The sequence below is a fragment of the Mycolicibacterium sp. XJ1819 genome (assembly GCF_053483675.1).
In genome coordinates this window covers 103673-115744 of the sequence record NZ_JBEFST010000003.1, presented here as the reverse complement: position 1 = coordinate 115744, position 12072 = coordinate 103673, and the positions used below count along the sequence as shown (strand labels likewise).

The window sequence follows — 12072 nt, the reverse complement described above, 5'->3', positions numbered from 1 at the left end:
CCGCGCCACCGGTCATCTCGCCGGTACGGCCGCCCGGTAACGGTTACGTGCGGCCAGCGTCAGGCGCAGGCCGTCGATCAGCGGGTCGAAGAAGTGCGTGCGGTAGTCCTCGTCGCCCATCGCGCGCGCGGCGACGTACATGAAGGTGAGGCCGCTCAGAAACAGGGTGATCTGAATCAGCGCCTCGGGCACCGGAATGGTCATGCCCAGCACCTGCCCGTCGGGGGCCCCGTCGCGGGTCCAGGCCGTCAGCAGTTCCGGGGACAGCAGGATCAAACCGAGCACGAAGAAGAGCAGCCCGGTGACCACCGCGACCACCAGGATCTGGGCGACCTGCGAGGCGGCCAGCACGAAGTAGACGTTGAGCTGTTCGGGCCGGTTGAGGGGTTTGACGCGGGTCGGTTCGGGCATGGCGGCGAACGGGGTGCCGGCCAGGCGCTCCGCGCTGTCCGGGACGGGTTCGGCGGCCGCGATCATCGGGCGCACCCGGTCGACGGTGACCGACACCACGAACGCCCCGGCGACCAGGCCGAGGAACAGCAGCGCCAGCCACAGCCGCGTCCGTGAGATCGTCGCGGCCATCAGCCACACGGGGGAGTTGAAGAACACCAAAAAGGTCAGCAACAGCACCGGCAGTGCGCGCAGCACCAGCGATCCCGCCGCGGCCAGGCGGGACAGCGTCATGTGCACCGCCCAGCCCGCGATCGAGCCCGCCCCGGATGCGGTGAGCGCCAGGATGATCGCGGTCATCGCCGCCACGGCTACCAGGTTGACCAGCAGCCGTGAGCTCGGGCCGCCGAAGATCGCGCCGAGCCCCACTACGACCACCGACACCGCGGCCGCGGCGGTGCGCCCACCCAGCCGCGGAATCCGCGACACCAGCCAGCCGGCGAGCGATGCGACGGGCAACACCAGGATCAGCAGAAGAAGCACGAACCACTCGTTGCGGGTCGGCTGGCCGTCGATGGCGATGGTGTGTTCGCCGGTCAGCGCGACCACCAACACCGAGTTGGCCATCGTCACCGCGAACGCGGCCAGCGCGGGCGCCGAGCGCGGCCACAGCCGCCGGACCAACCGGCCGGGCCGCAGCACCGCGGGCAGCCCTCGCTGCAGGAACCACCCGTCGGCCGCGCGGCGAACTTCGACGTCAATCATCAACGGCCCTCTGTCGGTGTCGGTGCTGCTGCGTTGGCACGGTCGCAGGCTACTGCGCGGCGTCACCTAGGCTTGGGGTCATGCAAAGGATTATCGGAACCGAGGTCGAGTACGGCATCTCGTCGCCGTCCGATCCGACCGCGAATCCGATCCTGACGTCGACGCAGGCAGTGCTGGCGTACGCGGCGGCCGCCGGGATCCAGCGCGCCAAGCGCACCCGCTGGGATTACGAGGTGGAGTCCCCGCTGCGCGACGCCCGCGGATTCGACTTGAGCCGCTCGGCGGGCCCACCGCCGGTGGTGGACGCCGACGAGGTCGGCGCGGCCAACATGATCCTCACCAACGGCGCGCGGCTCTACGTCGACCACGCCCACCCCGAGTACTCGGCACCGGAGACCACCGACCCGATGGACGCGGTGATCTGGGACAAGGCCGGCGAACGGGTGATGGAGGCCGCCGCGCGGCACGTCGCGAGCGTTCCCGGCGCGGTCAAGCTGCAGCTCTACAAGAACAACGTGGACGGTAAGGGCGCCTCCTACGGTTCCCACGAGAACTACCTGATGTCGCGCCAGACCCCGTTCTCGGCGGTCATCGCCGGGTTGACGCCGTTTCTGGTGTCCCGGCAGGTGATCACCGGATCGGGTCGGGTCGGTATCGGCCCGTCGGGTGACGAACCGGGTTTCCAGCTCTCCCAGCGCGCCGACTACATCGAGGTCGAGGTCGGCCTGGAGACCACGCTCAAGCGCGGGATCATCAACACCCGCGACGAACCGCACGCCGACGCCGACAAGTACCGCCGGCTGCACGTCATCATCGGTGACGCGAACCTGTCGGAGACGTCGACCTATCTCAAGCTCGGCACCACCGCGCTGGCGCTGGACCTCATCGAAGAGGGCCCGCACTTCAACATCGACCTCAGCGACCTCGCGCTGGCCCGGCCAGTGCACGCGGTGCACGTCATCAGCCGAGACCCGTCGCTTCGGGCCACCGTCGCCCTGGCCGACGGTCGGGAACTGACCGGCCTTGCGCTGCAACGCATTTACCTGGACCGGGCGGCCAAACTGGTGGACAGCCGCGATCCGGATCCGCGCGCTTCCCACATCATCGAAACCTGGGCCAACGTCCTGGACCTGCTCGAGCGCGATCCGATGGAGTGCGCCGAGCTGCTGGACTGGCCGGCCAAACTGCGGCTGCTCGAGGGGTTCCGCAACCGGGAGAACCTGGCCTGGTCGGCGCCGCGGCTGCATCTGGTGGATCTTCAATACTCGGATGTGCGCCTCGACAAGGGGTTGTACAACCGGCTGGTCGCACGGGGGTCGATGAAGCGGCTGGTCACCGAACAGCAGGTGCTCGACGCGGTGGACAATCCGCCGGCCGACACCCGCGCGTACTTCCGCGGCGAATGCCTGCGGCGGTTCGGCGCGGACATCGCGGCGGCCAGCTGGGATTCGGTGATCTTCGATCTGGGCGGCGATTCGCTGGTACGCATCCCGACCCTGGAACCGCTGCGCGGCAGCAAGGCGCACGTCGGGGAGTTGCTGGATTCGGTGGACAGCGCGGCCGAACTGGTGGAACAGCTCACCACCTGACCACCGCCGCGGCGCGCTATCCGGGGCGAATCGGCGGTAAAACGGTAGGGTAGAGCCAGCGGCGGGCACAAGTGAGCCCGCCCGCGACAGGTTTGGACTTAGCAGGAGGCGGCGATGGCGCAGGAGCAGACCAAACGTGGCGGTGGTGGCGGCGACGAGGACGATGTCACCGGCAGCACGGCCGCCGGTCAGGAGCGGCGCGAGAAGCTGGCCGAGGACACCGACGATCTGCTGGACGAAATCGACGACGTGCTGGAGGAGAACGCCGAGGACTTCGTGCGCGCATACGTCCAGAAGGGTGGACAGTGACCTGGCCAAACCGCGAACAGTTGGCCTTTCCGTCACCCCTACCAGGAGCGCCCTCCCTCCCTGTGGATCTTTCCTCTTTCTCTGAACTGTTGCGCCGCCAGGCGCCCGAACTGCTGCCGGTGAACCGGCACGCCGCCGGCCCGCCGGACGCCGCGTCGGACGCGCTGCCGCACGGCACGACGATCGTCGCGCTGAAGTATCCCGGCGGCGTGGTGATGGCCGGTGACCGCCGGTCGACGCAGGGCAACATGATCGCCGGCCGCGACGTGCAGAAGGTGTACATCACCGACGATTACACGGCCACCGGCATCGCGGGCACCGCGGCGATCGCGGTGGAGTTCGCCCGCCTCTACGCCGTGGAGCTCGAACACTACGAGAAGCTCGAGGGTGTCGCGCTGACGTTTGCGGGCAAGGTGAACCGGTTGGCCACCATGGTGCGCGGCAACCTGGGCGCCGCGCTGCAGGGTTTCGTCGCGTTGCCGTTGCTGGCCGGCTACGACCTCGACGATCCCAATCCGGTGGCCGCCGGTCGCATCGTGTCGTTCGACGCTGCGGGCGGCTGGAATTACGAGGAAGAGGGCTACCAGTCGGTGGGGTCGGGCTCGATCTTCGCCAAGTCGTCGATGAAGAAGCTGTATTCGCAGGTGTCCGACGCGGATTCGGCGCTGCGGGTGGCCGTGGAGGCGCTCTACGACGCCGCCGACGACGATTCGGCGACCGGCGGCCCGGACCTGGTGCGCGGCATCTATCCGACCGCGGTGGCCATCGGCGTCGACGGCGCAGAGGAAGTGGCCGAAGAGCGCATCGCCGAGATCGCCCGCCAGGTGATCGAAAACCGTTCCCGCGCCGACACATTCGGCCCGGATGCAGTCCACCGTTCCACTGACGCGCGGGGAGACTCGTGAGCTTTCCCTATTTCATCTCGCCCGAGCAGGCGATGCGCGAGCGTTCCGAGCTCGCACGCAAAGGCATCGCACGCGGTCGCAGCGTCGTCGCGCTGGCCTACGCGGACGGGGTGCTGTTCGTCGCCGAGAACCCGTCGCGGTCGCTGCAGAAGGTCAGTGAGCTCTACGACCGGGTGGGCTTCGCCGCCGTCGGCCGGTTCAACGAGTTCGACAATCTGCGTCGCGGCGGCATCCAGTTCGCCGACACCCGCGGCTACGCCTATGCCCGTCGCGATGTGACCGGTCGGCAGCTGGCCAACGTGTACGCGCAGACCCTCGGCACCATCTTCACCGAACAGGCCAAGCCCTACGAGGTGGAGTTGTGCGTGGCCGAGGTCGCACACCACGGCGAGACCAAACCGCCGGAGATGTACCGCATCACCTACGACGGCTCCATCGCCGACGAGCCGCATTTCGTGGTGATGGGCGGCACGACCGACCCGATCACCGCCGCGCTCAAGGAGTCATACGTCGAGAACGCCCCGCTGTCCGACGCGGTGAAGATCGCCGTCGACGCGTTGAGGGCCGAGGTCAACGGCGCCGCGGGGGCCGAACCGCGCACCCTGGGGCCGTCGACGCTGGAGGTGGCGATTCTGGACGCCAACCGTCCGCGCCGCGCCTTCCGGCGCATCACCGGGCCCGCGTTGGAGGCGCTGCTGCCCGAAGACCAGCCTGCGCCGCAGCCCGAGAATCCCGGCGACTGACGTCCTACCCGCAGGCGTCGGGTTGGGCGCGGATCAGGATCAGCTCGGCGAACTGCGCCGGACACTCCAACGGCGTGAAATGGCCGGCGTCGAAGGCGACGTGCAACGCCACGTCGGTGAAGTAGTGCTCGAGTTGGTCGGACCATGCGGACGGGAACAGCGGATCGTGGTGGGGCCACAGCACATCGGTGGGTACGTGGATCTTGATGGCGCGCTGGGGCGGTAGTTCGGTGAGCGACTGGGCGATCATCCCGGCGCCCGCGCGATACCAGGCGATGGACGCCATGAACGCCCCCGGCAACGCGTAGTCGGCGACGAGTCGGTCCAGGTCGCTGTCCGAGAGCGCGAAGTTAGGTCCGGACCAGTGAGTCCAGAAGTGCTGCAGATAGCTTCGGACCGCGTCGGGGTTGCCGTCGATCAGTTGGCCCGCGATGGGCAACTGGTGAAACGCCTGATACCAGAATTCGCTCTGCGCCTGCGCGGTCAGCACCCGGTCCCCGGCGCCGGGCAGCGGGGGAGAGAGCACCAGCGCGGCGACGAGGTCGGGTTGCATGCGCGCCACGCTCTGCGCGATGCGGCTGCCGACGTCGTAGCCGGCGAGCACCACCGGGCCGAGCTCCAACTCCCTGATCAGGCCGATGATGCTGTCGGCCTGGGCGGTGGCGCTGTAGAAGTGGCGCACCGCGACGGCGTGTTTGTCGGAGCCGCCGAAGCCGCGCAGGTCGGGGACGACGACGTCGGCCGCCCCGCTGAGCAGGGGGACGACGTCGCGGTAGTCATGACGGTTGCCGGGCCAGCCGTGCAACAACACCACCGGTGGGGCGCCGCGGGGACCGAAGCGGTCGAACGCCAGCCGGAACCCGTCCACGGGCGCGCTGCGTGACCACATCGGCCTATTTTGGCGGTCGATCAGCCCGCTCGGTGCAGGGTTTCGGAATCCCCGGTGATCACCGCGAGCACGGTGCGCCAGGAGTCCGACGGCGAGTTGAGCATGTCGGTGTGCGCCCGCCAGCCCGCCATCAACCGGCCGTCGTCGTAATGGCCTGTGCGCAGCCGGATCACCCCCGGCATCTCGTCGGGGTCGGCGCCGTGCGGCCCGCCGGGCAGCCCCTGGACAGCCTCGATGAAATCGCCGGGAGCGGTCATCGAGAAGCGCAGCACGTGCGGATTGCGGTTGTGCCAGTCGCCGGGATCGTCGACGCCGACGCCCGCACCGGCCGCCGCCGCGTAGAGCGTGCGGTCGGCGGTCAGGCCCTGCGCCTCGGCCGTGCCGAGGATCGAACCCCCGTAGGAGTGACCGATGTAGGTCACCGGCACCGGCCGGGCAGTTTGTGCGGTCTGTGCGCTGACGGTGCGGTCGACGTCCTCGCTGAACGCCACCAGCCGCGGCGCCATCTGCAGCGCGTAGCGGGGATCGGCGGCGTCGAGCAGGCCGGTGACCGGGTTGCCTTGCGGGAACGGCCCGCCCAGGTAGGTAATGACGGCGACGTCGCCGCGGGTGGCTGTGACGAACCGCCGCGCGGTGGCGGTGTTGGCCGCCGATCCGGTCAGCGTCGTGTTCATCCCGGGCACCAGCACCGCGACGCTTTTGGCCTGCGACAGCGAGCCGTTGAGTTCGACGAGCGAAAAGCGGCCGGGGTCGAACGCCACGATCTGGCGGTCGATGCGGCGCCCGCTGCCCGTCGGGTCGTCGACCTCGGCGAGCAGCGTCCGGTAGAACGCGATCCGCTGCGGGTCCTGCTCGTCGAGGATGGCCTGGGCGATGTTGGTGCGGTTGGCGGCGATGCGCATTTCCCATGGCACGCCGTCGGTGTTGCCGACCTGGCGGGGAAACTCGGTGATGAGCCGCTGCCGCTGCTCCGGGCTCATCGCGGCGACCTGCTCGGCGATTCGGTCCTGGCTCATCGCCTGCCACCCGGCGACGACATCGCCGGCCACCACCGGCCAGGCGCCGGCCGGCAGCGTGGGCGGAGGCAGGGCGACGGGTGTGGCGAGCGCTTCCTCTATGTCGGCCGCCGCGTCGGCGTCGGCGGCGCCCAGGCGATCCAGCGCCTGATGGATCAGCCGGGTCAGTTCGCCCGCCCGCACCACCAGCATCTCGCGCGCGACCGCGCTGTCGCCGCCGGACAGCGCGATCAGCAACTTTTCCGGGTCGGCCCGAACCGACACCGTGCCGTCGTCGTCGACCGACAGGCCCTCGGTTTCGGCGGTGCCCACCAGGGCCAGCACCTCGGCCCGCGCCGCCTCGATCTGGTCGGCGCCGTCACGCGCGGCGACCGCGGCCAGCACCACCGCCCGCGCCAACGCCGCGGAGGCTCGGCCCGTCACGAGCGATTCACGGCGTGCGGCCTCGGCGGCCGAGCCGGTCCAGAACTCGCGGGTGGCCTCGACGCCGTGCACCGCGGTGTCGAGCCTGGCGTGTATATCGGCGGCGGCGGTGTCCCAGTTGGCCGCGGTCTCACGCAGCCAGTCCGGGCGCCACTCCCGGGCCTGCCGAAGGGTCGGGCGGCTCACCGCGGTCGGCGAGCCTGGTGGCGCTCCAGGGCCAGGGCGATCACCCCGGCCCGCGACGCCCAGACCTGCAGCCGTTCGACGACGGACTCCGTCCACAGCCGCGCGCTCTCGACGTGCACGTCGAGCGCCGTGAGCACCGATTCCGGCGGTTTTCGCGGCCAGTTGAGGTCCGTCAGCAAAATGTCGGACGCCGCGTTCTCCAGGCACTCGGCGACGGCTTCCATCGCGAACGCGTCGACTCGGATGATCTCCCCCATGCCTCATGCTGGCAGATTGCCGAACAGGCCCGCCGCGGTTATCCACAGGCCAGCGGGCGCGGTCCGGCTAACCGGACCTCGACGTTCGGCGCGGCTTGCGCGCCCTGCCCGGCCGGTAACCAGTAGGCTCGAAGACGTGCAGCGACGAATCATGGGCATCGAGACCGAATTCGGTGTCACCTGCACGTTCCACGGCCACCGTCGGCTCAGCCCCGATGAGGTCGCCCGGTATCTGTTCCGGCGGGTGGTGTCGTGGGGCCGCAGTTCCAACGTGTTCCTACGCAACGGCGCGCGGTTGTATCTGGATGTGGGCTCCCACCCCGAATACGCCACCGCCGAATGCGACAACCTCACTCAGCTGGTCACCCATGACCGCGCGGGCGAACGGGTCCTCGAAGATCTGCTGATCGACGCCGAGCAGCGGCTGGCCGACGAGGGCATCGGCGGTGACATCTACCTGTTCAAGAACAACACCGACTCGGCGGGCAACTCCTACGGCTGCCACGAGAACTATCTGATCGTGCGCGCGGGCGAGTTCTCCCGGATCTCCGATGTGCTGTTGCCGTTCCTGGTCACCCGCCAATTGATCTGCGGCGCAGGCAAAGTGCTGCAGACTCCGAAGGCGGCGACGTTCTGTCTGTCCCAGCGCGCCGAGCACATCTGGGAGGGCGTGTCGTCGGCCACCACCCGGTCGCGGCCGATCATCAACACCCGCGACGAACCGCACGCCGACGCCGAGAAGTACCGCAGGCTGCACGTCATCGTCGGCGACTCCAACATGTGCGAATCCAGCACGATGCTCAAGGTGGGCACCGCCTCGCTGGTGCTGGAGATGATCGAGGCGGGCATCGCGTTCCGCGACTTCTCGCTGGACAATCCGATCCGGGCGATTCGTGAGGTCAGCCACGACCTCACCGGCCGGCGTCCGGTGCGGCTTGCCGGCGGCAGGCAGGCCAGCGCACTCGACATTCAGCGCGAGTACTACGCCCGCGCCGTGGAGTACCTGCAGAGCCGGGAGCCCGACACCCAGATCCAGCAGGTGGTCGACCTGTGGGGCCGCCAACTCGACGCGGTCGAAAGCCAGGACTTCGCCAAGGTCGACACCGAGATCGACTGGGTGATCAAGCGCAAGCTGTTCCAGCGCTACCAGGACCGCTACGACATGGAGCTGTCCGATCCCAAGATCGCCCAGCTCGACCTGGCCTACCACGACATCAAGCGCGGCCGCGGGGTGTTCGACCTGCTGCAGCGCAAAGGGTTGGCCTCGCGGATCACCACCGACGAGGACATCGAGGCCGCGGTCAACACTCCGCCGCAGACCACCAGGGCCAAGCTGCGCGGTGAGTTCATCAGCGCGGCGCAGGAGGCCGGCCGCGACTTCACCGTCGACTGGGTGCATCTCAAGCTCAACGATCAGGCGCAGCGCACGGTGTTGTGCAAGGACCCGTTCCGGTCGGTCGACGAACGGGTCAAACGGCTGATCGCCAGCATGTAGCTCCGCGCCCGGGCCCCCTGGGCGCCTGGCCCCTTCGGCGCGAGCGCTCACTCACGTACAGTTTTCCCGCCGAAATCCGTACCTCGGTGAGCGCTCGGCAGTTATCCACAGGCGCTATTAGCCCTCGGGCCGCGGTTCGTCCGACAATTCCGGGATGCCGCCGCAGCTCTGCGCTCTGTTCGCGGCCCAGGGCGGAGTCGCGACCTTTGTGCAGATCCTGCAGCACCTCACCCGTCGTGGGTTGCAGCGCGGATTGCGCACCGGCGAGCTGGTGAAGATCCTGCCCGGCATCTACAGTGCCGGCGCAACCGACCACTGGACCCGCCTGCGCGGGCTTGACCTGCGTTGCGGTCGGCCCGTTCCGGTCTGCCTGGGCACGGCTGCGGCGCTTTTCGGCTTCGACACCGAGGGCGTACAGGATCTGCACGTCCTCAACCCGGATGGTCATCTACTACGTGACCAAGCGGGTTTGAAAGTGCACCGACGGGACGGGGCGCCGCTGATCGGCTTACGCGGTCGACCCGTCACCGCTCCGGCGTGGACAGCTGTCGAGGTCGCCCGCGGCCTGCGTCGGCCCCGCGTACTGGCGACACTCGACGCAGCTTTGCGCAGCGGGACCTGCGACCGTGATGAACTTTGGCTGGCCGCGCTGGCCCAGAGCGGTCGGCGCGGGATCGTGGTCGTACGTGAACTCATTCCGCTGTCCCGGCCGGAGGCGGAGTCGCCGATGGAGAGCGAAACCCGACTCGTCATGCTTGACGGCGGATTGCCGGAACCGTGTCTGCAGCTCGAGATCGTCGACCGGGACGGGCGAGTGTGGCGCGTCGACTTCGCGTGGCCGGATGAGAAGGTCGCCGTCGAGTACGACGGATTCGACTGGCACAGTTCGCCGGAGGCCCTGCGCAACGACCGGCAGAAGCGCGCCGCGCTGGAGGAGATCGGCTGGCGGGTGATGAGCGTCGTCAGTGACGACGTCCGACGGCACCCGGATGCGATGGTGCGCCGCATCGACACCCTGCTGACGCGGACCGCGGCCGCGTGAGCGCGCGCCTGGGTACACGGTTTCGACGCGACATTGGCGTACCGCAGTGAGCGCTCGCCGGCAGAAGGGCACAGCCTAAGCTGAGTCGAGTGGCGATCTCCAAAGTCGAACGATTGATGAACCTCGTCATCGCGCTGCTGTCGACCCGTGGCTTCATCACCGCGGAGCGGATCCGCGAGACCGTGTCCGGCTACTCCGACAGCCCCAGCGACGAGGCGTTTGCGCGCATGTTCGAACGCGACAAGAACGAACTGCGCGACCTCGGCATCCCGCTGGAGACCGGCCGGGCGTCGCACTTCGACCCGACCGAGGGCTATCGCATCAATCGGGATGCCTATGCGCTTCCCGAGGTGGACCTGACCGCCGACGAGGCCGCCGCCGTCGCGGTGGCCACCCAGCTGTGGGAGTCCCCGGAACTGATCACCGCCACCCAAGGCGCGTTGCTGAAGTTGCGCGCGGCCGGCATCGACATCGAGGTCGACGCGCCGCACGCCGATGTCGCGATCAGCTCGACCGCGGCCCTGCCGGGCCTTCGCGGTTCGGAGGAGGTGCTGGGCACGCTGCTGGCGGCCATCGACACCGGGCGCGCGGTGCAGTTTCCGCACCGCTCCACCCGCAGCGAGCCCTTCACCACCCGCACCGTCGAGCCGTGGGGCGTGGTCACCTACAAGGGCCGCTGGTATCTGGTCGGACACGACCGCGACCGCGACGCCACCCGCACCTTTCGGCTGTCCCGGATCGGATTGGACGTGCGGCCGCTGGGCGAGGCGGGTGCGGTGACCCGCCCGGACGGGGTCAACCTTCGCGAGATCGTCGATCGCGCGGTGGGCGAATGGCCGGCGACCGGTTCGGCCAAGGTGTGGGTGGCCGACGGCCGCGCCACCGCGCTGCGCCGCCGCGCGACCGTGATCGGGCCCCGCACGCTGGATGGGCGCGACGGTGAGGAGATCACCGTGGAGGTCGACATGCTCGACCGCCTGGCCCGCGAGATCGCCAGCTACGGTGCCGACGCCGTGGCGCTGGAACCCGAATCCCTGCGTGCGGACGTGCTGGGGCGTCTGCGCGCGCACGCCGGCCAGCAGGAGAGGGCGCGGACATGACCGCCGTTTCCGCGCGGCTGGTGCGGCTGCTCAACATGGTCCCGTATTTCCAGGCCAACCCGAAGATCACCGAGACCGAGGCGGCCTCGGCCCTCGGTGTCAGCGTCAAACAGCTACGCGACGACCTGAACCAACTGTGGATGTGCGGGCTGCCCGGCTATGGCCCCGGTGATCTGATCGACTTCGAATTCTCCGGCGACACAATCGAAGTGACGTTCTCGGCGGGGATCGACCACCCGCTGCGGCTGACCTCGCCCGAGGCGACCGGCGTGCTGGTGGCGCTGCGGGCGCTCGCCGACGTACCGGGCATGGTCGACCCGGAGGCGGCGCGCAGCGCGATCGCGAAGATCGAATCCGCCGCGGGCACCGTCGGCCCCGACACCGGCGCGGTGGCGGCCGTCGACGATCCGGCGCCTGCCGAAAGCGATGCCGCCGCGGCGGTGCGCTCGGCCGTGCGCGACGACCGCGCGTTGACCATCGAGTACTACTCGGCTTCCCGCGACGTGCTGACCAGCCGGGTCGTCGACCCGATCCGGGTGGTGCTGGTCGCCGACCACAGTTATCTGGAGGCGTGGTGCCGCTCGGCCGAGGGGGTGCGGTTGTTCCGGTTCGACCGGATCGTCGACGCCACCGTGCTCGACGAACCGTCCGCGCCGCCGCAGCCCGCCGTGGCCGCCGAACCCGACACCTCGCTGTTCGACGCCGACCCGTCGCTGCCGTCGGCCAAGCTGCTCATCGAACCGTCGGCGGCGTGGATGTTCGACTACTACCCGTTGCGGGTTCTCGACGAATTGCCCGACGGTTCCTGCGAAGCGGCGATGACGTATGCCTCCGACGACTGGATGACCCGGTTCGTGCTCGGGTTCGGGTCGGCGGTACGCGTGCTCGAACCCGCAGAGCTGGCCGCCAGGGTGCGAGAATCGGCCGCTGCGGCGCTGAACGCCTACACCGTCGGCGGGTAGA

Annotated in this window: 12 protein-coding genes; 8 read left to right on the top strand and 4 right to left on the bottom strand. The window is 69.3% G+C overall.

Annotated features, from left to right (window positions below; all coding sequences use genetic code 11):
* Nucleotides 1-12 precede the first annotated feature (12 nt).
* On the bottom strand, nucleotides 13-1155 hold the full coding sequence (locus ABQE89_RS04085; RefSeq protein ID WP_448414407.1) for a hypothetical protein: 1143 nt from the start codon (nucleotides 1153-1155) through the stop codon (nucleotides 13-15).
* Nucleotides 1156-1235: 80 nt separating this feature from the next.
* Between ABQE89_RS04085 and dop the strand changes: the two genes are divergently transcribed.
* The 4 genes from dop to prcA all read left to right on the top strand — a co-directional run bounded on the left by dop (nucleotide 1236) and on the right by prcA (nucleotide 4701).
* Nucleotides 1236-2744, top strand: coding sequence for a depupylase/deamidase Dop (gene dop, locus ABQE89_RS04080; RefSeq protein WP_448414405.1), 1509 nt, complete (start codon nucleotides 1236-1238; stop codon nucleotides 2742-2744).
* A gap of 114 nt (nucleotides 2745-2858) precedes the next feature.
* On the top strand, nucleotides 2859-3053 hold the full coding sequence (locus ABQE89_RS04075; RefSeq protein WP_192697877.1) for a ubiquitin-like protein Pup: 195 nt from the start codon (nucleotides 2859-2861) through the stop codon (nucleotides 3051-3053).
* Nucleotides 3050-3958: a proteasome subunit beta gene (prcB, locus tag ABQE89_RS04070; RefSeq protein ID WP_448414403.1), complete on the top strand. Its 909-nt coding sequence runs from the start codon at nucleotides 3050-3052 to the stop codon at nucleotides 3956-3958. Before ABQE89_RS04075 ends, prcB begins: the two co-directional genes overlap by 4 nt.
* On the top strand, nucleotides 3955-4701 hold the full coding sequence (gene prcA / locus ABQE89_RS04065; protein WP_448414401.1) for a proteasome subunit alpha: 747 nt from the start codon (nucleotides 3955-3957) through the stop codon (nucleotides 4699-4701). Before prcB ends, prcA begins: the two co-directional genes overlap by 4 nt.
* A gap of 4 nt (nucleotides 4702-4705) precedes the next feature.
* Here the strand turns inward: prcA and ABQE89_RS04060 are convergent, their stop codons facing one another.
* From ABQE89_RS04060 to ABQE89_RS04050, 3 genes are read right to left on the bottom strand one after another with little or no spacing between them, the layout of a single operon-like run.
* A complete protein-coding gene (locus ABQE89_RS04060; protein ID WP_448414399.1) occupies nucleotides 4706-5590 on the bottom strand; it encodes an alpha/beta fold hydrolase in 885 nt (294 codons plus the stop codon).
* Nucleotides 5591-5610: 20 nt separating this feature from the next.
* Entirely contained in the window at nucleotides 5611-7215 is a 1605-nt protein-coding gene (locus tag ABQE89_RS04055; protein WP_448414397.1) for an alpha/beta hydrolase, read from the bottom strand.
* Nucleotides 7212-7472, bottom strand: a complete 261-nt coding sequence (locus ABQE89_RS04050; protein WP_448414395.1) for a hypothetical protein — start codon at nucleotides 7470-7472, stop codon at nucleotides 7212-7214. The genes ABQE89_RS04055 and ABQE89_RS04050 overlap by 4 nt, the downstream gene beginning before the upstream one ends.
* 136 nt (nucleotides 7473-7608) lie before the next feature.
* Here ABQE89_RS04050 and pafA point away from each other — a divergent pair, with 136 nt between their 5' ends.
* The 4 genes from pafA (at nucleotide 7609) to ABQE89_RS04030 (ending at nucleotide 12071) form a co-directional block, all read left to right on the top strand.
* Complete coding sequence (gene pafA / locus ABQE89_RS04045; protein WP_448414393.1) at nucleotides 7609-8967, top strand: Pup--protein ligase; 1359 nt, start codon at nucleotides 7609-7611, stop codon at nucleotides 8965-8967.
* 154 nt (nucleotides 8968-9121) lie between these two features.
* On the top strand, nucleotides 9122-10009 hold the full coding sequence (locus tag ABQE89_RS04040) for a type IV toxin-antitoxin system AbiEi family antitoxin (RefSeq protein WP_448414391.1): 888 nt from the start codon (nucleotides 9122-9124) through the stop codon (nucleotides 10007-10009).
* An 89-nt stretch (nucleotides 10010-10098) separates the two neighbouring features.
* Nucleotides 10099-11109, top strand: coding sequence for a helix-turn-helix transcriptional regulator (locus ABQE89_RS04035; protein WP_448414389.1), 1011 nt, complete (start codon nucleotides 10099-10101; stop codon nucleotides 11107-11109).
* A complete protein-coding gene (locus ABQE89_RS04030; protein WP_448414388.1) occupies nucleotides 11106-12071 on the top strand; it encodes a helix-turn-helix transcriptional regulator in 966 nt (321 codons plus the stop codon). Before ABQE89_RS04035 ends, ABQE89_RS04030 begins: the two co-directional genes overlap by 4 nt.
* Nucleotide 12072: the final 1 nt, after the last annotated feature.